Here is a 22879-nt window from a genome sequence, read left to right as displayed (position 1 = left end):
ACGTTCGGCGCAGCCACACGCACCACCGCGCCGCACCCGTGGGCACGGCGTGGTGGTGGTTGGGCATCAAATCAGCAGGAGCTCCGCCGGATGGGCGGTGGGTCGTCGTTTGACGACGGGAAGCGGACGCTCGACAGCGCCCGCATCCATGGCGGCTGCATGGTTGGCACTCAGGACCAGCTCGGGGACCGCTGGCAATCCAAGCAGTGGCGGCACTGGCGGCACCCGGGCGGTATCGCTGCTCGACTCACCCTGGTTGCAGTGCGCGTGGCAGACCGGATCCTGCTCGGGAGGGGCGTCGTGTTCACAGGCCTGTGCCGCCGTTTCGACCACGGACGTAGTCGCCAACACAGCGTCCAGGGCTTCCACGCATCCCGGGTGTGCCGCAAACGCCAGTTGCGACCACAGCAGCGCCACTATCGCGAGAAGCGATAGACGGAAGCGCGTGCGGCGACGGAAGGCGTTCATGACTGAGGCGATTCTACGACTTTTGAGGAAGTGCTGGATTGATCTGGATCATAGGGGTCACTTGCCAGCGGACCTAGACCCGAACCCCGTCCCGCCCAGCCGCAAGGCATTGGCGACGACCGAGACCGAACTCAGGCTCATCGCCAGGGCGGCAATCATGGGGCTCAACAGCAGCCCGGTCGCGGGGTACAGCACGCCGGCAGCAATTGGCACGCCCAGCGCGTTGTAGAGGAAGGCGAACGCCAGGTTCTGCTTCATGTTGCCCACGGTGGCGCTGGAGATTGTCCGCGCCCGCGCAATCCCACGAAGGTCACCCTTGACCAGCGTGACCTGGGCACTCGACATCGCCACATCGGTGCCGGTGCCCATGGCGATGCCGATATCGGCACCCGCCAAGGCTGGTGCGTCGTTGATGCCGTCTCCGGCCATCGCCACCTTGTGGCCGTCAGCCTTGAGTCGGTTGACGAGATCGACCTTGTCCTTCGGACGCACCTCGCCGTGGACTTCATCGATCCCCAGCTGTCGCGCCACCGCATTGGCCGTCGTGACCCCGTCGCCGGTGGCCATGACGATGCGCAGGCCGGCCTCGTGCAAGGTGGCGATGGCATCGGCAGTCGAGTCCTTGATCGGATCGGCAACCGCAATAAGACCGGCAAGTGTCCCGTCGACTGCAAGGAACATCACGCTGGCGCCGTCGCGGCGCAGTTGCTCCGCGTCCTCACGCAACGGTGCCGGGTCGACCCGGAGCTCCGTCATCAGCTCGGTATTGCCGATCGCGAGACGGTGGCCTGCAGCCTCGCCGCGCACACCGATGCCGGTCGAGGACTCGAAGCTGTCCGGCGTTTCCAGTTGCAGGCCGCGGCGCCGGGCTTCCGCGACGATCGCGTCCGCGAGCGGGTGTTCGCTACCCTGGTCCAGACTGGCCGCGAGCCTGAGCACCTCTTCCTCGATGAACCCGTTTATGCCCACCGCCTGCCTGAAAGCGGGGCGACCTTCGGTCAACGTACCGGTCTTGTCGACGATGAGGGTGTCGATCCGGCGGAAGTTCTCGATTGCCTCGGCGTCGCGAAACAACACGCCTGCACTGGCGGCGCGCCCGGTGGCGACCATGATCGACATCGGGGTGGCCAGCCCGAGCGCACACGGACAGGCAATGATAAGCACCGACACGGCATTGAGTACGGCGTATGTCCAGGACGGTTCGGGGCCCAACAGCCCCCACACCAGGAAGGTCGCCACCGCGATGCCCAGCACCGCCAGCACGAACCAGAACGCGACCTTGTCGGCCATGCGCTGCATCGGCGCGCGCGAGCGCTGCGCCTGCGCGACCAGCTGGACGATCTGTGAGAGCACCGTTTCCGAGCCGATCTTCTCCGCGCGGATGACCAGGCTGCCGTTGCCGTTGAGCGTTGCACCGATCACCGAGGCGCCATTGGCCTTCTCGACTGGGACTGGCTCGCCGGTGAGCATGGACTCGTCGACATTGGAACGCCCCTCCAGCACCGTGCCATCCACCGGGACCTTTTCACCGGGGCGCACCCGCAAACGGTCACCGACGTGGACATGGCTGAGCTCGATGTCCTCCTCGGTGCCGTCATCGCGCAATCGGCGCGCGGTCTTCGGCGCCAGCCCGAGCAGCGCCTTGATCGCCGCCGAGGTCCTGGAGCGCGCGCGCAGTTCCAGCATCTGGCCCAGCAACGTCAGCGAGATGATGACCGCCGCCGCCTCGAAGTAGACACCCACGCGGCCGTGCTCCCGGAACGAGTCGGGGAACAGACCCGGCGCGAGCGTGGCCACCACGCTGTAGCCGAATGCAGCACCGACGCCGATCCCGATCAGCGTCCACATGTTGGGGCTGCGATTGCGTACGGACTGGACGCAGCGCACAAAGAAGGGCCAGCCCGCCCACAGAACGATGGGAACCGTCAGGACCAGCTCGACCCACGTCCGCACTTCGGTGGCTATCCACGCGTCGAAGTAGTGGCCGAACATCGCCAGTACCAGCACGATCAGAGTCAGCGGCAGCGTCCACCAGAAGCGCCGGGAGAAGTCGACCAGTTCGGGGTTCTCCTCATCCTCCAGACTCGGCATCTCCGGCTCCAGCGCCATGCCGCAGATGGGGCACGTCCCGGGGTGGTCCTGGCGGATCTGCGGATGCATCGGGCAGGTGTACATCGCTCCTGCAAGAGCAGGCGCCGCGTCCACGGCAGCCGCTTGCGGCGACAGGTACTTGGCGGGGGCGGCGACGAATTTCGCGCGGCAGCCGGCCGAACAGAAGTGGTACGTGTGTCCCTGATGTTCCGCGTGGTGGGGAGTACTGGAGGGGTCGACGGACATCCCGCAGACCGGGTCTACGGTCGTCCCGGAAAGCGCCGGTTGATGTTGGTGCTCGTGGTGGTGCATGCATCCTCCTCGTCAGGCTTGGCCATCAGGCCTCGAACCCGAACCGCCGATCCGTGTGTTGGGTGCGTCAGTCCACTGCCGGACTGACACGCTCCTCTTCTCAGCCGCCGTGTACCGAGAACGCCGTTGTGGTGCCGTCGGCGCCCACCAGCTCAACGGTATACCGCTGCACGCTTCCATCCGGCATCTCCATTCCGGGTGAACCGGCCGGCATGCCCGGCACGGTCAGGCCCTTCGCTGCGGGCTTGGACGCGAGAAGCCGAATCACATCTTCAGCGGGCACATGGCCCTCGACGAAATAGCCGGCGACCTCCGCGGTATGGCAGGAACCCTTTCCGAAAGGCACACCAACCCGTTCCTTGACCGCGTGGACATTCTCGGTGTCATGGACCTCCACAGGGAAGCCCGTCTTCTTCATGTGTTCCACCCATGAACCACAGCATCCACAGGTGGGGCTCTTGCTCACCACCAGCAGAGGCAGGGCATCGATGGCGTTGCTCGACTCTTGCTGCGAGGCCGGACCATCAGGAGTTGGCCACGCAAGCGCCGCCGCGAGTGCGCCGGTGACGGCTATGGCAGTCGCCGCGCCAATCCACAGCTTGGGCTTACTCATCAGTTCTAGTCCTCGGCGTTGTCGGTGTCGGCGGGTGGGTACCCAGCGCTCCGAAGAGCGGCATCGAGGCGGTCCCGGCCGACATCAGATTCAACGCTCACCCGCTTGGACGAAAGATCAGCTTCGATCCGGGCAGTCGAGTCTACGGCCAGCAGCGCCGCGGTCACGGTGCTCAGGCATCCACCGCAGCTCATCTGGGGAACGCGGAATTGCATGCGAGTCTCCTGGTACTTCTGGAACTCGCACGGTAAGGATTCCCACTGTGGCAATGTCAACCATCGCTCCGAGACCTGCGCATGGCTTCAAGGGAGGAGACGCTCCCGAATCTGAGCGAAGCGCCGATGCCGCCCCTGCGGGCCGGCTTACGGCTAGGCGGAGCCAAAACGGGGCTACTCGATTAGGGCCGGTTGATCAGGATCGGCTTGGCCAACATGGCATCCAGCAGTTTCTCGTCCGACAAGGCCGGATCGTTGAGCCCAAGCTCGTCGTATGGCGTGCCTTTCTGCCGCAGGGCATCGCGCACGCTCAGGCCCGCGGCCGCGATCAGCTCGATCAGGCGCTCGCATGTGGGCGGATCCCGCAGGTACTCGATGATCGTGGGCTCGATGCCGGCATGGCGGATCAGCGCCAGCGTGTTGCGCGAGGTGCCGCAGTTCGGGTTGTGATAGATCGTGGCGTTCACGGTCGGTTCCTCAGTTGCAGGTGGAAGTGGTCCCACAGCAGGCGGCTCGGGCAGGCCGAGCGACGTCGCTACCCGGTGTGCTCGCCGGCGATGCCGCTGCCGGCGCGATCGCCGTAACCGAAGGGGCGGTGACCGCCCCGGAGGCGTCCGCCAGCGTGGCTGCGGCCAGATCGCCCTTGCGCTCGCTGTAGCGGCTGGTCAGATACTCGCTGCGATCGCGCACCAGCAGGGTGAACTTGACCAGTTCCTCCATCACGTCGACCACCCGGTCGTAGTACGGCGACGGCTTCATCCGCCCGTCGTCGTCGAACTCCTGCCACGCCTTCGGCACCGAGGACTGGTTGGGGATGGTGACCATGCGCATCCAGCGGCCGAGCTGACGCAACGCGTTGACCACGTTGAACGACTGCGAGCCGCCGCACACCTGCATAACTGCCAGGGTCCTGCCCTGGGTGGGGCGTACGCCGGCCTGCTCCAGTGGCAGCCAGTCGATCTGGTTCTTGAACACCGCCGTCAACGTGCCGTGGCGCTCCGGGCTGACCCAGACCTGACCTTCGGACCACTGCGACCACTCGTGCAGCTGCTGCACCTTGGGGTGGTCCGCACCCACGCTGTCCACCATCGGTAGCTCGCGCGGGTCGAACACCCGGGTTTCGGCGCCGAAGTGGCGCAGCAGGCGCTCGGCTTCCAGCGCGAGCTTGCGGCTGTAGGACTGTGGGCGCAGCGAGCCGTACAGGATCAGGATCCGCGGCGGGTGCGTGGCGCCGTCCGCGCCGAGCTTGTCGTGGGCGGGGATGTCCACGGCCGCTGGAGCCAGGTTGGCCAGCTCGGGTGTTGTCATTGCGGTTGCTTCGTTCGCTTTCATTCCATTATTCTAGAAACATGGAACTCAAGAACGCAACCACCGCCTTGGCCGCCTTGGGGCAACCCACGCGGCTTTCCGTCTTTCGCCTGCTGGTTGAGGCCGGCCCGGAGGGGCGCATGCCCGGCGAGATTGCCGACGTGCTGTCGCTGCCCGGGGCGACCTTGTCGTTTCACCTCAAGGAACTCACCGCCGCCGGCCTGATCCAAAGCGAGCCCCGCGGCCGCCACATCTGCTATCGCGCCGATTTCGACGCCATGAATGACCTCATTGAGTTCCTGACGCACAACTGCTGCGGGGGCGACCAGAGTCGCTGTCTTCCTGTCTCCCGCCCCGCCCCCAAGCGTGCGAAGAAAGCGAGCAAGGTCTGAACCATGCTGCTTGCGCTGCTGATCTTCATCGCAACCATCGTCCTGGTCATCTGGCAGCCCAAAGGCCTCGGGGTCGGGTGGAGCGCCATGCTGGGTGCCGCATTGGCATTGCTGACCGGCGTCGTGGAGTTGGGGCAGATTCCCACGGTCTGGGGCTTCGTCTGGAACGCCACCTTCACCTTCGTCGCGGTGATCATCATCAGCCTGGTGCTGGATGAAGCCGGGTTCTTCGAGTGGGCGGCACTGCACGTGGCGCGCTGGGGCAAGGGCAGCGGGCGCAGGCTGTTTGTCTACCTCGTACTGCTCGGGGCAGCCGTTGCGGCGCTGTTCGCCAACGATGGCGCCGCGCTGATCCTGACGCCGATCGTGATCGCCATGCTGCTGGCGCTCAGGTTCACTCCAGCGGCGACGCTGGCGTTCGTGATGGCGGCCGGGTTCATCGCCGACACCGCCAGCCTGCCGCTGGTCGTATCCAACCTGGTCAACATCGTCTCGGCGGACTACTTCGACATCGGCTTTGCCGAATACGCCTCGGTCATGGTGCCGGTCAACCTCGTCTCCGTTGCCGCGACGCTGATCGTGCTGATGTGGTTCTTCCGCCGCGACATTCCCGGCAATTACGACGTGACCCAGTTGAAGGACCCGCGCTCGGCGATCGTCGACCGCACCACCTTCAACGCAGGCTGGGCGGTGTTGGCGCTCCTGCTGGTGGGATTCTTCGGGCTGGAGAGGATTGGCGTCCCCATCAGCGCGGTGGCCGGCGCCGGCGCGCTGGTGCTCCTTGGGGTGGCGGCGAACGGGCACGTGATCTCAACCCGCAAGGTCATCCGGGAAGCGCCGTGGCAGATCGTGGTGTTCTCGCTCGGCATGTACCTGGTGGTCTATGGCCTGCGCAACGAGGGCCTGACCGACCATCTGGCGAAATTGCTGGACGTTTTTGCCGGCTACGGCCTCTGGGGAGCGACACTCGGGACCGGCCTGCTGACAGCATTCCTGTCATCGGTCATGAACAACATGCCCACGGTGCTGGTTGGCGCGCTGTCCATCGACGCCAGTCAGGCCGACGGCGCGGTGCGCGAGGCGATGATCTACGCCAACGTCATCGGTAGCGATCTGGGTCCGAAATTCACCCCGATCGGGAGTCTGGCCACGTTGCTGTGGTTGCACGTGCTGGCACGCAAGAACATCAAGATCACTTGGGGCTATTACTTCAGGGTTGGTGTCGTGCTGACGCTCCCGGTGCTGCTCGTAACCCTGGCGGCGTTGGTGATACGGCTGAGTCTTGCGTGATGGCGCGACCGCTGCGATTTCCCAGCCGCACGACAGGTCGTTTGCTCCGCTCTGACCTGAGGCGTTCGTCATGAAGAACCGTTACTACGTGTTGTTCCTATGCACAGCCAATTCCGCTCGCAGTCTCATGGGTGAAGCGCTAGTCAACGCCATGGCGGTAGAGCGCCTGCGTGCCTTTAGCGCCGGCAGCCACCCGGCGGGCCAGGTGCATCCGGTAACGGCACAGGTGCTTGAGCGCGCGGGGTTGCCGACCACGAATCTGCGCAGCAAGAGCTGGGAAGAATTCGCCCATTCCAGCGCCCGGAAGATGGACTTGATCATTACCGTCTGCGACCAGGCCGCGGGTGAGGCCTGTCCCACGTGGCCGGGGCACCCGGTACGTGTGCACTGGAGCATTCCCGACCCCGCGAGGGTGGACGGCACGCCTGAGCAAATCCAGGAAGCGTTCACGGCCGCGCTTAAGACGCTGCAACAGCGCATCTCCCAACTGCTGGCCCTGCCTCTTGAGACTTTGGACAGCGTGGCAGCAAAGAGCTGCATCGAGCAGCTTGGACAGAAGCGCGAGCCATCTACCAATCCACTCCCTTGCCCCTGAGACCGCGTGGTCGAGGCCGACGACGATGAGCGAGTCATCTCATCAACGCCAGCAAGGGCTGGTACGCGGCTGAAGCCCCAACTGCTAAACCCGTGAGGCGTCGATCATGAAAGACCGCTACAACGTGTTGTTCATCTGCACCGGCAACTCCGCCCGCAGCCTGATGGCCGAAGCGCTGGCCAACGCCTTGGGGCGTGAGCGGCTGCAGGCGTTCAGCGCTGGCAGCCATCCGGAAGGTCAGGCACACCCCCTGACGCTGCAGGTGCTCGAAAACGCTGGGCTGGCGACCGCAAACCTTCGCAGCAAGAGCTGGGATGAGTTCGCCGGCGCCGGCGCCCCTGAAATGGACCTGATCATCACCGTCTGCGATCGCGCGGCTGGCGAGACCTGCCCGACCTGGCCCGGACACCCGGTCACCGCTCATTGGAGCATCCCGGATCCGGCCGCCGCGACCGGCACGTCCGAGCAGATCCGCAAGGCTTTCAGCCTCGCGCTGCAGATGCTGCAGCAGCGTATTTCCCTGCTGCTGGCGTTACGCCCCGAAGCCTGGGATCGCTTGTCGATGAAGACCCGGGTGGAGCAGATCGACCAAACCCCTTCCGCTACGTAACGCCACCGCACACCACACCTTTTGGGAGATCGAGCACATGACCATTCGCGTTGGCATCAACGGCTTCGGCCGCATGGGTCGTCTCACCCTGCGCGCCGCGTGGAATGAGCCGGACATCGAGTTCGTCCAGATCAATGACCCGGCCGGCGAGCCGGCTACCCTCGCGCACCTGCTGAACTTCGACTCGGTGCACGGCCGCTGGGACCGGACGATTGAAGCCGAGGGCGATGCGCTCGTGATCGAGGGCCGACGCATTCCGTTGACGCACAATAAGGAGCTGGCCGCCACCGATTGGTCCAGCTGCGACGTGGTGATCGAAGCCTCGGGCAAGTTCCGCAAGCCGGACGTGCTGCAGCCATATCTCGACCAGGGCGTGAAGCGCGTGGTGGTGACCGCGCCGATCAAGGCGGCCGGGACGCTCGACATCGTCATGGGCGTCAACCAGGATCGGTTCGATCCGAGCAAGCACCGCATCGTCTCGGCCGCCTCGTGCACGACCAATTGCCTGGCGCCGGTGGTCAAGGTGATTCATGAGGGCCTCGGTATCCGCCACGGCAGCCTGACCACGATCCACAGCCTGACCAATACCCAGACCATCGTCGACGCGCCGCACAAGGATCTGCGCCGGGCGCGCTCGTGCGGGGCGAGCTTGATCCCAACCTCCACCGGTTCGGCCACTGCGATCGCGGAGATCTTCCCCGAGCTGAAGGGACGGCTCGATGGCCACGCGGTGCGCGTGCCGCTGACGAACGCCTCGCTGACCGACTGCGTGTTCGAGGTCGAACGCCCGACCACCGTCGAGGAAGTGAACGCAATGCTGAAGGCGGCCGCGGAAGGCGAACTGGCCGGCATCCTCGGTTTTGAAACGCGGCCGCTGGTCTCGATTGACTATCAGACGGACCCGCGCTCCAGCACCATTGACGCGCTGTCCACGCTCGTCGTCAACGGTACCCAGGTCAAGATCTACGCCTGGTACGACAACGAGTGGGGCTACGTGAACCGCACCGCCGAACTGGTGCGATTGGTCGGCGGCGCGGATCGGTGACCATGCTCGCGCGCCTCTCCCCGGATGTGCGCCAGTACCTGCTGATCACCGGCAACTACTGGGCATTCACCCTGACCGACGGCGCCTTGCGCATGCTGGTGGTGCTGCATTTCCACCAGCTTGGCTACAGTCCGCTGCAGGTAGCGATGCTGTTCCTGTTCTACGAGATCTTCGGGGTGATCACCAATCTCGTTGGCGGCTGGCTCGGTGCGCACGTCGGGCTCAACCGCACCATGAACATCGGCCTGGCCCTGCAGGTGCTGGCCTTGTCGATGCTGCTGGTGCCGACCGCATGGCTGCTGGTGCCGTGGGTAATGGCCGCGCAGGCACTGTCGGGCATCGCCAAGGACCTCAACAAGATGAGCGCCAAGAGCAGCATCAAGCTGCTGGTGCCCAACGATCAACAAGGGGCACTGTACCGCTGGGTCGCTGCGCTGACCGGCTCGAAAAACGCGCTCAAGGGCGTGGGCTTCTTCCTGGGCGGTGCGCTGCTTACCGCCGTCGGCTTCGCGCCGGCGATCGCGATCATGGCAGCCGGTCTGGCGGTGGTATGGCTGCTGAGCCTGGTGCTGCTCAAGCGCGACCTGGGCAAGGCGAAAGCCAAGCCGAAGTTCCGCGACATCTTCTCCAAGAGCCGCGCGATCAACCAGCTGTCGGCCGCGCGCATGTTCCTGTTCGGCGCCCGCGATGTCTGGTTCGTGGTCGCTCTGCCGGTGTTCCTGGCTACGTCCTTGGGTTGGGATTTCTGGCAGGTCGGCGGCTTTCTCGCGGCTTGGGTGATCGGCTATGGCGTGGTGCAGTCGCTGGCGCCGTACGTGACTGGCCGCCGAAGCGGCAAGGTGCCCGATGGCCGCTCCGCGCTGGGTTGGGCGAGCGTGCTCGCGCTGGTGCCCGCCGCGATGGCCATGCTGTTGATCCAGGGGCATTCGCCGCAACTGGTGCTGATCGCGGGACTGACCGTGTTCGGTGTGCTGTTCGCGATCAACTCCTCGCTGCACAGCTATCTCATTGTCAGCTACGCCGCCGAGGACGGCGTCTCGCTCGATGTCGGCTTCTACTACATGGCCAACGCCATGGGCCGGCTGCTGGGCACGGTGTTGTCGGGCTGGGTTTTCCAGCGCTTTGGATTAGCTGCCTGCCTGGCGGTGTCCGCCGGACTCGTCGCGATCGCGGCCTTGGCCTCGATCTCATTGCCTCGACATGACCGCGAAGGCGTATTCCCGCCGAGGGACACAGCTTAGGCTCAGCGCATGTTCGCCCAAATACCGACGTAGGCTCCCTGTGCGCGACCGCTATACCCCATTGACCGCTCGCGCTCAGAAGCGGAGGCGCGGCCGATCGACTCCGGCATCGCGTGCCCGCACGAGCGTGAAAAGCGCCGCGGTGACGAGTCTGTTTGACGGAGCTGACCTCAAGTCAAGCGGTCCAACAGACCCTCCAACGAACCGAGATCGCCGCCGCCGTTTCGCCGATCAAGGTGGAGGGCGTGCAATCCTGCCAAGCGTGGCCCCTCGACATCGGCTTGATAGTTGTCCCCGACCATCAGCACCGCGGCCGGCTCGAAGCCCAGGCGCAGGGTGGCCATGGCATATATCTCTGGATCCGGCTTTATCGCACCGACCTCGCAACTCCAGATCGCAGCATCGAACATTCCTTCGAGTAGATGAACGACAGGCAGCACGTACGGCAAGGCGAGATTGGAGCAAAGCCCAACGCGGTACCCGCGTGCACGCAGGGTGCGTAACACCTCGGGAACCTCGGGGTACAGCCTAAGGCTGCGGATCTCTTCGTCCAGGTCCAGCTCCAACCGACACTGTTGAATCTCCGATAGCTCCACCCCGTAGAACCCGGCAGCCTCGGTAAGCCCAAGTGCCCGACACATGATGTCGCGAGCGCTTTGCTCCTTGCTAATGGGCTGTCGTTCTAGCGCGACCTTGAGCAGCTGCCGATAGGGGCTCTTAGGATTCTGGATATGCACTAGCGTTCCGTACACATCGAACAGTACGGCGCGGATCCGTGTCTGCAGCGGATCAAGTGAATTCACGAAACCTCTCCATTGCTGACCATCTCCATCTTGCCTGGAGTTCCGCAGTGGGGACTCGCCACCACTCAAAGGCTGCCACGAGACTGATCGCTGCTTGCCGCACTGACCAGTTTGTTTGGCGCAGCCGTCCAGCTCGTCTGGTGACGGTGTCCACATCCGCTGGCGGCCCTGATCATTTTATTTGGTGTAGGCGATCAGATGACTGCGGGTTGGCAGTAACTTAGGTCACCGCTGTGTACGTTCACGCAGAGCCGCCCTACGCGGAGCCCAACGCGGGATGAGTCTTGGCGTGCAGCTCCGATCACGGAGACCGTTATCGGCTCCCGGTAGACCGAGCCGTCCGGGTGCAGTCGCTAGAGTAGGCGGCTGCTGGTCAGCAGCCAGGAAGCGTTGGGCGGCAAACCGCCGAACGCCCTATCGCACCTGTTGCAAGTCGGCTATGCCAAGTGCGCGTTGAGCGGGGGCAGCAGGGTCACACGTGGTAAGTTGAGGTCGAAGCTGGCGACGCAGTGCTGGGCTGCTCGTGTGCGTTGACCAAGGCCCGCGCGAGCATCCCGGCCCCGCCCCAGACCAGCTGAAATGTGAACGCGTGGGGCGTGGTCTTGGTCTGGCTCCAAGCCGTCTCATTGGCGACCTGTTCCTGGGTAATGGCGTCGTTGATGAGAAGCAGCTTCAGGAAATCTCGACGCGGCTGCTCCAGTCGCTCGGGATGCTCTAGAAAGGGGTGGGGCCGTCGCCCCAACAACCGATGAATTACTGGCTAACGCCGGCAACTTGGCGAGACAGAAATGGGATGAACTGCTTTCGCCCAAGCTGCTGCGTGAGGCTTACGCGAGCTCCAACCTCGATCTCGACGAGGCGCGCGTCTGGCTTGCTCAACTGGCCCCTTGTCTGAAGACGACCGCTTCTCCCGAGCGCGTTCTGCCTAATGCCGGCTCTGCGGTGAAAGCGACCGCCCCGCAGCAGGGCGGTTAGGGATGTTTATCGGGGGTAGGGAAGGGCCGCTTGCGACCCGGGGAGCATCTTCGGTATCGGTCGCGCTGGCATCTTGAGGATCTCAAGAATGTCATCATCTGGATAGCCGGGAAGGCGGTGGGCGCATCCCAAGCGCGAGCACTACCGGGGAGCATCCGGTCCGGTCCCTGGACCGCCCTGTAGCATCAATGAGTCTAGAGATCCGCTGGGGGAGGCGATGAATCAAGGCGAAAGGGCAACTCAAGAACAAGTGCAGGCGGCGCAGTATCAGTTGGGGCTAGTTCTCGGCTTCTTTCCACGCGTTGATGCGCTACTTGCCGCACTACTTGGATTGAACGTCGCGATGCTTGGCGTTGCATTTGCTCGGGCGCCAGCGGTGGGGCAGTTCACAAGCCAACAGGTGGTGATAGCTTTGATCTATCTCGCCCTGACGGCCATGAGCTTGAGATGTCTCTATCGGGGCTCCTTTCCAGACACCGACGGAGGTGTCGGGTCCCTCGTGTATTTCGGGGAGATCGCCAAGCTCCATCCTGCCGATTATGTGGAGCGATTTGGAAAGCAAACCGAGGCCGAGCTCAGCCGTGCTCTCCTACATCAAGCGTGGCGAAACTCCTGCATCTTGAGCAACAAATTCCAGTCGCTGAAAATTGCCTACCGTTGGCTACTCGCATCGGTCGTTCCATGGGCCGTGGCGCTTCTGGCATTTCCGCCAGTCAAGGGGGCTTGAAATGGCGCTGTTGGATGAACTGCGCCGCAATACCAATGCAATTGTCGATGAAGCCTGGGGCATTCGGGACGGCACTGTAGTTCCCACCACAGACACGGTCGCTCTTGCCGGAGGTGGCGTGAAGCTTGAGGCGGTGATGCTCTACGCAGACTTGGCCGAATCGACAAAGCTCGCAATGAGTTTCGATAGTCGCGTGGCTGCGAAGATCGTAAAAGCCTTTCTGGGTGGCTGCTGTCGGCTCATTCGCGCCCATAGTGGGCATATCCGGAGTTTCGATGGCGATCGGGTCATGGGAGTCTTCATTGAAGGCCCGAGGCACACCAATGCGGCGACTTGTGGATTGAAGATCAACTGGCTTGTTAAGAAGCTGCTCCGGCCGGTTTTCCACGCGAAGTACCCGGCGTTAGCTGCAGGGGGTTTCGAAATCAATCATGGGGTCGGCATTGATAGGAGCGAAGTGCTTGTCGTGCGTTCCGGAATTCGCTCGCACAACGACTTGGTTTGGATAGGCAGAGCGCCTAACATTGCAGCCAAATTGGCAAATGTGCGAGACCGTCATCAGACAATCATGACGAAGGACGTTTTTGACATCGTCCTTGATGATGCGAAGTACGGAGGCGTACAGCGTGAACTAATGTGGGAAGCCCGCACGTGGAATGAAGCTCCGGCGAACGACCTAAAAGACGTGTATAGTTCCGGATGGTGGTGGGAGCCTTGAGTACTTTTGTATGCTCAGGTTCGCAGATCGGGTTGCAGCGAGTAGGGCGCGGTGAAATTGCGCGGCGTGGGTATCCGGATTTGATCAGAGTTGGCCCACTACCCTTCCGGCTGGTTTGCCCTGCAAAAATTGTGCGATCGAAGGGTGCGGCAGCAAAGCGGACTAGGATGCGAACAAGAGGATTAGATGGATTTATCGAGGGTAGGGCGGATGTCCGCTTTCGGCGTATGCGGTCCTCGATCTGGCGTGAGCAATATCCTCCACACAGCAGACCAGACAACTCCCCCGAGTGGCGGTTCTCGTAGAACGGTAGAAATGTCGTGCACTGAATGGTGCATCAAGAATCCCCGAGCCCGTGAAGCAAACACAGCAATGTTGCTCAGCTAAGCTATTTGTAGCTGTACATCCGGCCTCGCAATTCGCGCCATACCAGTTGTGGCGCCAGTTGGTCAGTGCCCTTAACAGGCATAGCTTTACAACCACTTGACTCGCTTGCCCACCTAAGCTGTGGTCGGCTACCCGTAGCGCACTGAAATACGATGAGGATAAAGAAAATGGCAACTTCAAGAGTACAATGCTATTGTCGCGCAGCGAGTACGGTGGACTTGTGAGCGCAAAATTGACCCAGTAGCCAGGAAGCGACTCTATGAGTGGAAACGTCATCGACTTGTCGGCGCATGTTGATGCCGCTTCGATTGAGGTTTCGAGACGAGACTGGGACACCGCCACGACGGCATTGTCAGGTAAGAGCCCCCTTAAGGCGATCGCCTCACGCGTGCTCCTAGATATAGACTACTTTCGTGTCCAAGCTCTCAATGGACGTCACGTCGGCCTTATGCGGCCTATAGTGCAGATTGAAGAGACGAATGAAATCGTCATTGCGCTCGCTATCAACGCATTTAAAGTGGACCAACGCCCCTATCAGGTCCTTCGCTTTACGTACGAACCAGTAAGAGATGAACTGCCTAGCAAGATGGCCCCTCGAGACGTTGGCGATCACTTTGACCGCCTCTTCCCGGACAGGTTCGTCTACCAGCACACGTCAACCATTGCCACCCTGTGTAAGGTGCCTATCCTCGCGTTCGGGCGGCACTTTGACGGCCGCGTGACCGAGGCATCGGCTCAGGCAAATGGCTGGGCAGCCAGACTGTTCGCTCGCTATCCAACGCCAGGGAAGTGCGTGCAACTGGTTGTTGAGTACGAAGCTAGGCGCCTTCATGAGCTAGACGCGGCGATTAAGGGTCTAGATCCTAGTCGTCGATAAGAACGAGTCCCCGTGGAGCCTGACAACCACAGAATTTCTCTCCACATGCTTAATGGTGGTGTCAATGATTAAGCTATGGCACGGTTCCGCCACCTCGAACATCGGCACGTTTCGCCCTGGAGTTCATCTTGGATCCGAAATCCAGGCGCTGATGATTATTGTCGCCTCCGAGGTGCTCGACGGAAGGACCGGGACGCCCACGCTCTACTCCTGCGACTTACATGCAGAGCCAGAGGAGATTTGCACCCTCCCTGACTGGCGCACGCCGTACATTCAAGGGGCACTCTACGCATACATGCAACTGCATGGCGAGACTGAGAGATTCTCGCGGCAGTTCCTAAGCGAGCTGAATAAATTGGGACGCTCTGAGTCCGAAGCCCTCAGTTTGAGATGGCTTGTGGAAGAGATGACACCACGCGGGCACGTCGCTCTTAAGTATCCGAACCGTGTGGAGTACAAACCTGACGAAAGTTACAGCGTCATAGACGTAGGACGCCTCAAATTAGTCCATCAAACTTGCCCTATTGAGGCCGAGATTCGGGACAAGCTTCTTAACGTCGCCAAGAGCGATACCGGCTACGACGAGGCTGAATGGGGAAAGATCTTGAAGCGCTTAGGACGAACGATTTGAGCGGCGGCCGGGTGTGGATGGAATATTGTTGGCATTCCTGTGCCCACATTAGTTTTTTTTGTAAGCACTCGCTGTGCGTCGCAGCGTTGCAACGCGTCAGGCTACGGCCGCGTTGTGGGTTCCAATAACGGTCCGAATTTGGCCGACGCGATTGCATTCAAAGCTTACTAGACTCTATGGAGGTCGCCTCTGTGGACCCGGGCTTGTGCAACGGAGCGTCAGAGTTATCTGATTAGATGGATCTATCGAGGGTATGGAAGATGTACTTCCGGCCCTCTGCTTACATTTTTGGAGGCGCCTGCTCAGCGGTTCTGCAGCATTTCTAGTGCGTCGTCAAGTGCGGTGATTGCTTCGACTATTGTGCGCACAGTGGCGCGGTCAAACTCATGGTCACGCTGGGCGTCGTGCACGCCGCTGTTGAGGTAAGACCACTCGATGCTAGCGCCACTGATATTGAGCAAGGCATCGAGCGCGGCGACCGCCTCGGGCGCACCGACATACTGTGCCGCGATTCGATTGACCGCCGATCGCAATTTGCTGCACTTGTTGTTCAACTCCCATGGCGACCGGGGCCCACCCAGCTTGATGTCGATCCGACCATCCGCCCGCCGGCCCAGCCAAGTCCAAAGGCGGTCAGTCAAGCTCTCCAGTGCCGGTCGGGCTTGGCGCAGTGCCTCGCGCTTCTCGTCGGCCGCCAATGCCTGTTGGGCCAGCAGAACGTAGTTCTTCGTCGGCGGGTCGCTGTCGACGCGCAGTTCGTGCTCTCCCTGATGCGGGAGGAACTTGTAGCGTTTGATGGCTGCGGCGCGCCGCACGCCCAACTCCTGCTGGATACGGTGCAGGAATTCCTCGGCGTGCGAGGTGAGGATGATTTGCTTGTCGTCGAGCAAACCGTCCTCGAAGAATGTGCGCCAGATACCATCACGATGGTCGTCGTCGATCGCGTTGACAACGTCATCGAAGATGACGACTGGACAGCCCTGCTCGATGTTCTTGGCGAGCAAAATCGCCAGACCTAGGCACTTGATGTGCCCTTCGCTGAAGACGATCAGAGCGTCGTAGCGCACGCCTGGCTCGGCGGCGAACTCTACCTCGATCTTGCCGTTCTCTGCGACCGGCAGCCACAGTGAGTGCAGAAGATCGCCCGCTGGATCGGCCCGGTTAAACGCGTTGTACAAATGACGGGCCTGTTCGCCCAGCCCCTGCAGCAGTACACCCGGCAGAGCGGCCAGGTAGGCTTGGATCTCGGGCAGAAAACCGTCGTAGGCCGCCTTGATTCGCTGATGGTGGGCCACCTCCGGCACTTCGGCCGCGACGGCTTTGATCAGGTCGTGGTTCGCATCGTCGAACTGAGCCACCATCTGATGGGCGGCAGTCAGGTCCTGATCAGCCGTAGCGCGCATGGTCCGCAACCGTTCAATTTCCAGCTGGTGCTGCTGCAGTCGATTCCGCTCCTGAGCCAACTCGCCGCGCGTCGCATGCACGTCACGAGCCAGCGCATCGAAACCTTCGATGGTCTCGGCGATACGCAGAACGGCGTGCCATGCGCGCCGGTCCCCATCGACCCACTCGCCGAGCCAGTTGCCCGCTGCGGTGGGATGGAGGAGCGGCAGCTCAGCGGCCTGCAGTTCGGCAGGACAGGCGATTGCAGCCGCCGCCAGCACGCGGCGCATCTCGTCCCACAACTCTCGGACCGCCTCGCTCAACTGCGTCCGAAGCCCGTTCTCCTGCTGTTGGAGTGCAGCCAGTTGCGCGAGCTCGTCCAGGCCCGTGCGCGCCCTGTCGAACGGGTTCTGCGTCACAGCGGCCAGTCCGGTTCCACAGGCGGGACAAGCAGTCGCTCCGTCGGCCAGGCCCAGCACTGCCTCGTAGAGCTTCGCATACGACACCTCGCCGGCGCGGGCGGCTAGTTGCGCGGAGGACTCCTGCCACTGTCCCTGGACGCGGTAGGCCTCCGCCAGCAACGTCTGTAGTCGGGCTTGGGTCACTTCGTGAAGAGCGGGCGGGTTAGCGTCCAGCTGTGCCTGGACATACGGCAGCCGACCCTGTTGCTGCGGCGTACCGAGCAGCCAGTCCACGCAGGCCTGGTATGTCGCGCCAGGCGATATAAGCTGCGCCAGTGCTCGCTCTTGCTCCTCGACCGCTGCGATCTTCTGTGGGTGGACTGCGATCGTCTGCTCGGAGTTCGCCAGCTGAAGGCGACGCTGCGCCAGATGCGCCGCCTGCACGCCGGCAAGCATCAGATCCTGATCGAGCGATGGATTGAAGCCGCGCACGAACTCGCTGAATTGGTCAACGCCGAACAGGGTGGCGATGAGTTGACGCTGATCGCCCGGTGTCCGCGCGGCGATGCGGGCGAAGTCGTCTAGGCGGTTCTTCTCGATGAAGCAGAAGCGGTACTCGGCTTCGTCGGGCTCGACGACCAACACCTCATCAGCGGCTTTGGACGACAATATCGGAGCGGAGTGGCGGCGCAAGCGCACGTTGTTGCAGTAAGTCCGCTGGTCGACCCGCTTGACCTGTGCTTCGCTGATTGAGCCGAGCATAGCCATTTCCAAGGCCTCGCAGAAGCTGCTCTTTCCGGTGCCGTTGGCACCGTAGACCAGGGTGATGTCATGGCTGAGGTCGAACGTCTCCTGTCGCATGAAACCGCGAAACGGACCGACTTCGAGTTGGTGCAGTCTCCCGAGCACAGGCCGGTTCTCGGGGCCGAGCGCATCCCCGTCGTAGGCGACAGGCATCTGCGACAGATGCCTGATGGCCAATGGCGCCAGGCGCGTGGATCGCCCGCGGCGGACAGCACCGACTTCGGCCAGTGGCTGCAAATGATCGAGCACTAGGTGTGCAAGCCGGCGCACATCATCGTGAACGGGCCGCTGCGCCAAGTACGCCAGGAAGCGGTGATACTCCGAATAAATGCTTGCCATGTAGCCCCCTCTACACAGAAGACGCGCTGACTATCGTCCTTGAGCCTATCGATCGCAGCCCGCAATCGGCTTACGAAGACTCCTCGCTTCCGATGCTCGGGTCCGCAGGCTGAATGATCCGGTGAAGACTATCGTCCCTCCACACCCATCTGCGCTCTTCAGGCCAGGAAAGTGCGGAAAGAAGGAGTCTCTCAGTGAATGTCCTGATCCTTGTCAGGTCAACGCTCATGAGGCCGCCATCGGAAGTATCGGCGGCATGGAACAGTCCATTTCTGAACTCACTTGCTCTCTTCATCCCCTCAACAAAGCCTTCGGCTGTCCACAGATCTGATGTTTTGACCGAGTACAACTTGACTGCCATATCGATTCTGGATGCAAGCGACGCCCGGCGAATCTCGGGAATCTTGTCACTCATTTGCTTGGCGGCTTCGGAGGAAATGAGCCCTTGCTTCGTGAGTTCGACAAATGTCGCTCGTAATGACTTCTGAACCTTCTTCCAGGCGGAGGAGCTTATTGGCGCGCCTTGCGAATCCTTGGAAACGGCATTGACAATAGTTTCCATCGCAGAAAAGGCCATGAAGTATCCTGTTTCCAAAAAGCTAACGTAGGAATGCGTGAGAAACCCTATTCCTCGATCAAGCGACTTGGACTCAGGATGCGTTCTTAACGCCTGGACGAGTTTCGAGAGTCCGCCATTCTGAAGATTGGTGGAGTGGATAAGCTCGTTATCCTTATGCCTCGCCCGACTCTTGTGCCACTTTCGCCTATAGATCGCGCGCTCAAATCGGTCGCTCTCAGACTCCCGCAAAAGGTACTCGATCTCGTACGCGTCAACAGGTTGCCTATAGCAGAGCGAGAGCGCGGCACAAATCGTGAGGATTTCTTCCTGCAGACGGTCGTGCAGTGACCTCAGCGTTTCACCAGCTCGGATTTCGACCATGCCGGACAGTCGAGCTCGCTCGACCCGATGCACAACTTTGTCTCCGAATGCAGCGCCATCTAGGTAATCATAGGAAGCCATCGCCTCAATCTGCCCGAGACTTGTTTCCACTAAGATCGCCCCTTCTTCACCGCGTTTGGTAGTGATGTCTCCGTTGTAGTGAAACTCAACCGAGCCGTAGCTTTTGAGGATGCCGCTCGGCTGGAGCCCAACTGAGAAGTGAACCTGGATAGGGCGGTTCGCAGCTTCGCGATCGATGCCTACTTCAATGGCGCTGACCTCCAGCGTCATGCTCGTCAGGCTTGACTGCCATCCTGCGATCCCAAGCAGGTTAATGGAGTCCTCCCCCTTATTCATTGGGTGAAGCTTCAGCAGGTTGACATCGATGGCTCTGGTTGCAGAGTAAGCTTCTTTACGTTCAGTTTCGTCTCCGAGAAACAATATCTCAACGTCGAGTGAGGTTGGATCATGCTTTTCGTAGCGCACGGAGAGGGCTGATTTCAGCGCGATGGGACTATCCGGCTGGAGTGCATAATGTCCTTGAATGTGAACGCTTCCGTCTTTGCTCATGGTCTTCCATGGATTATTGAAGAGGGTTGTTGTGCCCCGAGTTTGGTTTGCGAGCTGGATGACAGCGGTCCGAGACCCATAGGTTCCCGATGGCGCTATTTAAGAAGACGGCCAGCCGGATTGTCCTCTACGGCACCTGCTTGAAAGTACCCAATCACGCTCGCCACGGAACGATGCTCGGTCATCGCCATCACCGATGGCAGCGGAACCCCCTGTTTGCCGGCCTCGGTCACGAACCCCGATCTCAGACTGTGCGCCCCAAAGTCCCCCTCAAGACCCGCTAGCCGAGCCCGGCGCTTCACAATGGTCGCTACTGAGCCCGGGAGGAGGGCAGGGCCGACCCGGTTCTTCCAGATCCGCCGAAAGATCGCCCCGTCCTCGATTCCTGCGGCCTCGAGCCACGCCGCCAACGCCTCGGCGCTGCGCCCCAGGATCGGCTTGTCAGGTGTTGAGTCCGCCGTTACTCCCGCCTGCTGCGTCTTTGAGTATTCCAGACGGTAGATGTAGCTGCCTTCACCCGCCTTGCGCAGATCGCGCATGTCGGCCGCAGCGATCTCGCTGCGGCGGCGTCCGCCACTGGCGAATCCAAAGCAGAGTAGGGCGCGGTCACGGAGGCCTTCTAGGCTGTCGTCGCAGGTCGCCAACATGGCTTCGAGCTCAGCGCGGGTGATCGCAGTCTTCTTAGTTGCTCGCTCGCCGCGCTTGACCGCAGCACGGCGGGCCCGACTGAGCAGCAACCTGACGCTAGGCAACTCACAAGGGTTGTCTAGGCGCTTGAGCTTATGGGCCGTGGAGAGCACGGCTACGCGCTGGGTCACGGTAGACAGCTTGAGCGCGCCGATCTTGGCCTTGAGACCAGCTTCCACCAGTGCTTGATCCAGCGCCGGCGGCAGCTCGCTGACCAGGCCGGTCTTGTGCTTGCGCTGGATGTGATCGACAAGGAACTGAATCACCACGGCTTCGCTGACGGGTAGCGTCAATTCGACCCCGTAGCGGCCCTGGTGCCAGCCAGCCCAGTAGCGCAGGGCCGTCGCGTAGCTGCGGGTGGTGTTTTCGGCAGCAGCTTCGGCCAGCAGCTCGCGTACCGCATTGGCGGCGTTCTGGGCCAATTGTTCTGGCAGGACCAGGCTGGTGGTCGTAGCTGCGTTGGCCGGAAGTGTGGTATTTCGTTTCATACTATGTAATGTAAGTTATGAAACAGCGCGTGTACTAGTGATAATCATCACTTATCGCCAGTACGTCAACTGCAGGGCAGGGCGGTCAGAAGGAGACCCGGGAATGGCTCGAGGGATCAGCGAAAAAGACGTTCATTCCGCGGCTGACGCGCTCGTCGCTTCGGGTGAACGTCCCACTGTGGAACGCATCCGTGCGCACTTGGGCACAGGGTCTCCGAACACCGTAGTCCGTTGGCTGGACACGTGGTGGAAAGCCTTGGGATCGCGCCTCCAAGATCATGAACTGCGTCTGGACCTTCCGGCCGCGCCTGAAGCAGTTGCGGCGTTGGCGGGCAGGTGGTGGGCGCTATCGCTCGAGCATGCGCAAATCGCAGCTGAGGCCGCGCTCGCTGCTCAGCGTGAGGTCTTGGAAGCAGATCGCGCGACGCTGCAGCAGGAGCGGGATACCTTCGCGGAAGAAGCGGTCTCCCTGCGTTCGCAGCGGGCTGACGCCTTGCAAGCGCGCAACGTGTCGATCGCACGGGCGTCCGAGCTGGAGCGGCAGGTCGGCCAGCTGGAAGTCCAGATCGAGACACTGAAAGGACAACTGGAAGCAGCCGTCGCGAGGGCACGCAGTGCCGAAGACGAGCGACGCACCGCGGAAGTTCGGGCCCAGACACTCCACGAACAGATGTCGTCCGAGCGGGATAGCCTCACCCGTCATGTCCAGGCAGTGGAAGATCGCGCACATCGGGAGGTGGATGGGGCGCGACAGGAGGCTCGGGAGTTAAAACGACAACTCGCCGTAGAGCTTCGGGAGAGAGCTGCCTCGCAGGCTGACCATCGACAACAGCTGGATAAGCTCCACGCCGAGGCGACCGACGCAAGACGTGACGCAGCAGCCCAGCGAGCCAAGGCCGAGGCGCTGGAAGCACAGCTTGTACACCTCCGGGACCTGCCGGCAGCGCTGGAATCAGCGATGAAGCGAGCGAAGGCCACGCCGCGTAAAGCCTCTAGAACAGCGCCCGCTCGAACAAGAAGCGCCAAGTCGCCTTCGAAAACGGGGTGACTGCCCCCGCGGACTAGCCTAGCCTTGCGCGCTCGTTCGATGCGTTTTTCGCTCCTAGAGCAACTCCGATCTCGCTGCGTGAGACCGCGGAACTGCAAGCTCACTTCGGACCTGATGAGTCGGAGCTCAAGGAGAACGGAATGACGATGCCGGATGAACGTACCCGAGCCCTCGTCTGGGCGGGGGGCTTTCTTATCGAAGTGGCTCGTGACCGGTCGCTTCCGGTCGCTCTGCGCCGGCGGGCTGTGTCGATCGCTAGGCACTTTCCGACAATCGAGCAGCTCGGGGGAATGTCTGACGCCTCATATCCGACAAGGATGGGGCCTCACTTAGTGGATCCGGCTTCCTACCCGGAGTGGGCCGCTAGCTGTTCTCAAGGCCCTCTGACGTATGACATCCGGCTGGGGTGGCCCGAGTAGGCCCCACCGATGCGTCATGCAGTGAGCGGACCCCAGCACCGATCCGGAGCAGACACCATGATGAACCGATCAGCGGAAGTCGCGCAGAGCAGCCCCCACCCGGTGCTTGCATTGGATCTGGAAGGGACTTTGATTTCGAACGCAGTCAGTCAAATTCCCCGTCCCGGCTTGACCGACTTCCTCACGGAATGTCGTGCGCTATTTCCCCGAATTGTGATATTCACGACCGTTCGCGAGCCTCTGTTCCGACACATCGCTCGCGGGCTTCTCAATGAATGTTTTGTTCCAGCCTGGTTCGCTGATCTGGAGTATGTTGACTGGAGTGGCCCTGCCAAGGACCTTCGCGTCATCCCGCGCGTGCAATGGCCGCTTGTTCTTCTTGTAGATGACTGCCAAGCGTATGTTCATCCTGGCCAGGAAGAACATTGGGTGCCCATCGAGCAGTTCTGTTCACCGTATCGAGACACGGATAGAGGGTCGGCAGGGATTCATGTAAAAAACA

The 22879-nt window shown here is 61.8% G+C and carries 21 protein-coding genes and 1 pseudogene; 12 read left to right on the top strand and 10 right to left on the bottom strand.

Annotated features, from left to right (window positions below; translation table 11 throughout):
• Positions 1-66 precede the first annotated feature (66 nt).
• The 6 genes and pseudogenes from N799_RS15350 to arsH form a co-directional block, all read right to left on the bottom strand.
• Positions 67-468, bottom strand: a complete 402-nt coding sequence (locus tag N799_RS15350; protein WP_152597888.1) for a hypothetical protein — start codon at positions 466-468, stop codon at positions 67-69.
• 57 nt (positions 469-525) lie between these two features.
• Positions 526-2871 (bottom strand): heavy metal translocating P-type ATPase, encoded by a 2346-nt coding sequence (locus N799_RS09245; protein ID WP_081974897.1) that lies wholly within the window; start codon positions 2869-2871, stop codon positions 526-528.
• A gap of 100 nt (positions 2872-2971) precedes the next feature.
• Positions 2972-3484 (bottom strand): DUF411 domain-containing protein, encoded by a 513-nt coding sequence (locus N799_RS09240; RefSeq protein ID WP_203225043.1) that lies wholly within the window; start codon positions 3482-3484, stop codon positions 2972-2974.
• Between the two features lie 5 nt (positions 3485-3489).
• A complete protein-coding gene (locus tag N799_RS09235) occupies positions 3490-3699 on the bottom strand; it encodes a heavy-metal-associated domain-containing protein (protein WP_036211281.1) in 210 nt (69 codons plus the stop codon).
• A gap of 185 nt (positions 3700-3884) precedes the next feature.
• A pseudogene (arsC, locus tag N799_RS09230) lies at positions 3885-4166 on the bottom strand (arsenate reductase (glutaredoxin)); the annotation flags it as partial.
• Positions 4167-4176: 10 nt separating this feature from the next.
• Complete coding sequence (arsH, locus tag N799_RS09225; protein ID WP_425476983.1) at positions 4177-5031, bottom strand: arsenical resistance protein ArsH; 855 nt, start codon at positions 5029-5031, stop codon at positions 4177-4179.
• Between the two features lie 17 nt (positions 5032-5048).
• On the opposite strand from arsH, the gene N799_RS09220 reads away from it, so the two are divergent.
• From N799_RS09220 to arsJ, 6 genes are all read left to right on the top strand, one after another.
• Positions 5049-5399: an ArsR/SmtB family transcription factor gene (locus tag N799_RS09220; protein ID WP_036211276.1), complete on the top strand. Its 351-nt coding sequence runs from the start codon at positions 5049-5051 to the stop codon at positions 5397-5399.
• Between the two features lie 3 nt (positions 5400-5402).
• Positions 5403-6689, top strand: a complete 1287-nt coding sequence (locus N799_RS09215) for an arsenic transporter (protein WP_036211272.1) — start codon at positions 5403-5405, stop codon at positions 6687-6689.
• Positions 6690-6759: 70 nt separating this feature from the next.
• Positions 6760-7284 (top strand): arsenate reductase ArsC, encoded by a 525-nt coding sequence (locus N799_RS09210; protein ID WP_036211268.1) that lies wholly within the window; start codon positions 6760-6762, stop codon positions 7282-7284.
• Positions 7285-7390: 106 nt separating this feature from the next.
• Positions 7391-7894: an arsenate reductase ArsC gene (locus N799_RS09205; RefSeq protein WP_036211265.1), complete on the top strand. Its 504-nt coding sequence runs from the start codon at positions 7391-7393 to the stop codon at positions 7892-7894.
• 37 nt (positions 7895-7931) lie between these two features.
• Positions 7932-8939, top strand: a complete 1008-nt coding sequence (locus N799_RS09200) for an ArsJ-associated glyceraldehyde-3-phosphate dehydrogenase (RefSeq protein ID WP_036211261.1) — start codon at positions 7932-7934, stop codon at positions 8937-8939.
• A 2-nt stretch (positions 8940-8941) separates the two neighbouring features.
• The gene (gene arsJ / locus N799_RS09195; RefSeq protein WP_036211258.1) at positions 8942-10180 is read left to right on the top strand and encodes an organoarsenical effux MFS transporter ArsJ; all 1239 of its coding nucleotides are present in this window, start codon (positions 8942-8944) and stop codon (positions 10178-10180) included.
• Between the two features lie 170 nt (positions 10181-10350).
• On the opposite strand, the gene N799_RS09190 is transcribed toward arsJ, so the two are convergent.
• Entirely contained in the window at positions 10351-10983 is a 633-nt protein-coding gene (locus tag N799_RS09190; RefSeq protein WP_160279963.1) for an HAD family hydrolase, read from the bottom strand.
• A gap of 1192 nt (positions 10984-12175) precedes the next feature.
• On the opposite strand from N799_RS09190, the gene N799_RS15345 reads away from it, so the two are divergent.
• From N799_RS15345 to N799_RS15340, 3 genes are all read left to right on the top strand, one after another.
• Positions 12176-12685, top strand: coding sequence for a Pycsar system effector family protein (locus tag N799_RS15345; protein WP_152597885.1), 510 nt, complete (start codon positions 12176-12178; stop codon positions 12683-12685).
• Between the two features lies 1 nt (position 12686).
• Positions 12687-13403, top strand: coding sequence for an adenylate/guanylate cyclase domain-containing protein (locus N799_RS14785; protein ID WP_081974891.1), 717 nt, complete (start codon positions 12687-12689; stop codon positions 13401-13403).
• A gap of 1328 nt (positions 13404-14731) precedes the next feature.
• On the top strand, positions 14732-15298 hold the full coding sequence (locus N799_RS15340) for a hypothetical protein (RefSeq protein ID WP_152597884.1): 567 nt from the start codon (positions 14732-14734) through the stop codon (positions 15296-15298).
• A gap of 302 nt (positions 15299-15600) precedes the next feature.
• Here N799_RS15340 and N799_RS09175 read toward each other — a convergent pair whose 3' ends face one another.
• From N799_RS09175 to N799_RS09170, 3 genes are all read right to left on the bottom strand, one after another.
• Positions 15601-18225 carry an ATP-binding protein gene (locus N799_RS09175; protein ID WP_036211249.1) on the bottom strand — a complete coding sequence of 875 codons (2625 nt, stop codon included), beginning with the start codon at positions 18223-18225 and terminating at the stop codon, positions 15601-15603.
• 70 nt (positions 18226-18295) lie between these two features.
• Complete coding sequence (locus N799_RS15335) at positions 18296-19735, bottom strand: hypothetical protein (protein WP_152597883.1); 1440 nt, start codon at positions 19733-19735, stop codon at positions 18296-18298.
• Between the two features lie 95 nt (positions 19736-19830).
• Positions 19831-20910: a tyrosine-type recombinase/integrase gene (locus N799_RS09170; protein ID WP_052101411.1), complete on the bottom strand. Its 1080-nt coding sequence runs from the start codon at positions 20908-20910 to the stop codon at positions 19831-19833.
• 103 nt (positions 20911-21013) lie between these two features.
• Between N799_RS09170 and N799_RS14780 the strand changes: the two genes are divergently transcribed.
• From N799_RS14780 to N799_RS14770, 3 genes are all read left to right on the top strand, one after another.
• Positions 21014-21958: a DNA-binding protein gene (locus tag N799_RS14780; protein WP_081974889.1), complete on the top strand. Its 945-nt coding sequence runs from the start codon at positions 21014-21016 to the stop codon at positions 21956-21958.
• Between the two features lie 140 nt (positions 21959-22098).
• Positions 22099-22377, top strand: a complete 279-nt coding sequence (locus tag N799_RS16085; RefSeq protein WP_081974887.1) for a BPSL0761 family protein — start codon at positions 22099-22101, stop codon at positions 22375-22377.
• Between the two features lie 57 nt (positions 22378-22434).
• A partial coding sequence (locus N799_RS14770; protein ID WP_238978873.1) for an NIF family HAD-type phosphatase occupies positions 22435-22879 on the top strand: 445 nt, incomplete at its 3' end.

The organism is Lysobacter arseniciresistens ZS79 (assembly GCF_000768335.1).
GTDB classification, from domain to species: domain Bacteria; phylum Pseudomonadota; class Gammaproteobacteria; order Xanthomonadales; family Xanthomonadaceae; genus Novilysobacter; species Novilysobacter arseniciresistens.
Note: the sequence above shows the minus strand (reverse complement) of the source record. Positions and strands in the feature narration are given on the sequence as shown.

Excerpts from the sequence above, each read along its gene's own strand:
- N799_RS15350 (WP_152597888.1), bottom strand. The coding sequence starts at position 468 with ATGAACGCCTTCCGTCGCCGCACGCGCTTCCGTCTATCGCTTCTCGCG.
- N799_RS09245 (WP_081974897.1), bottom strand. The coding sequence starts at position 2,871 with ATGCACCACCACGAGCACCAACATCAACCGGCGCTTTCCGGGACGACC.
- N799_RS09240 (WP_203225043.1), bottom strand. The coding sequence starts at position 3,484 with ATGAGTAAGCCCAAGCTGTGGATTGGCGCGGCGACTGCCATAGCCGTC.
- N799_RS09235 (WP_036211281.1), bottom strand. The coding sequence starts at position 3,699 with ATGCAATTCCGCGTTCCCCAGATGAGCTGCGGTGGATGCCTGAGCACC.
- arsH (WP_425476983.1), bottom strand. The coding sequence starts at position 5,031 with ATGAAAGCGAACGAAGCAACCGCAATGACAACACCCGAGCTGGCCAAC.
- N799_RS09220 (WP_036211276.1), top strand. The coding sequence starts at position 5,049 with ATGGAACTCAAGAACGCAACCACCGCCTTGGCCGCCTTGGGGCAACCC.
- N799_RS09215 (WP_036211272.1), top strand. The coding sequence starts at position 5,403 with ATGCTGCTTGCGCTGCTGATCTTCATCGCAACCATCGTCCTGGTCATC.
- N799_RS09210 (WP_036211268.1), top strand. The coding sequence starts at position 6,760 with ATGAAGAACCGTTACTACGTGTTGTTCCTATGCACAGCCAATTCCGCT.
- N799_RS09205 (WP_036211265.1), top strand. The coding sequence starts at position 7,391 with ATGAAAGACCGCTACAACGTGTTGTTCATCTGCACCGGCAACTCCGCC.
- N799_RS09200 (WP_036211261.1), top strand. The coding sequence starts at position 7,932 with ATGACCATTCGCGTTGGCATCAACGGCTTCGGCCGCATGGGTCGTCTC.
- arsJ (WP_036211258.1), top strand. The coding sequence starts at position 8,942 with ATGCTCGCGCGCCTCTCCCCGGATGTGCGCCAGTACCTGCTGATCACC.
- N799_RS15345 (WP_152597885.1), top strand. The coding sequence starts at position 12,176 with ATGAATCAAGGCGAAAGGGCAACTCAAGAACAAGTGCAGGCGGCGCAG.
- N799_RS14785 (WP_081974891.1), top strand. The coding sequence starts at position 12,687 with ATGGCGCTGTTGGATGAACTGCGCCGCAATACCAATGCAATTGTCGAT.
- N799_RS15340 (WP_152597884.1), top strand. The coding sequence starts at position 14,732 with ATGATTAAGCTATGGCACGGTTCCGCCACCTCGAACATCGGCACGTTT.
- N799_RS09175 (WP_036211249.1), bottom strand. The coding sequence starts at position 18,225 with ATGGCAAGCATTTATTCGGAGTATCACCGCTTCCTGGCGTACTTGGCG.
- N799_RS15335 (WP_152597883.1), bottom strand. The coding sequence starts at position 19,735 with ATGAGCAAAGACGGAAGCGTTCACATTCAAGGACATTATGCACTCCAG.
- N799_RS09170 (WP_052101411.1), bottom strand. The coding sequence starts at position 20,910 with ATGAAACGAAATACCACACTTCCGGCCAACGCAGCTACGACCACCAGC.
- N799_RS14780 (WP_081974889.1), top strand. The coding sequence starts at position 21,014 with ATGGCTCGAGGGATCAGCGAAAAAGACGTTCATTCCGCGGCTGACGCG.
- N799_RS16085 (WP_081974887.1), top strand. The coding sequence starts at position 22,099 with ATGACGATGCCGGATGAACGTACCCGAGCCCTCGTCTGGGCGGGGGGC.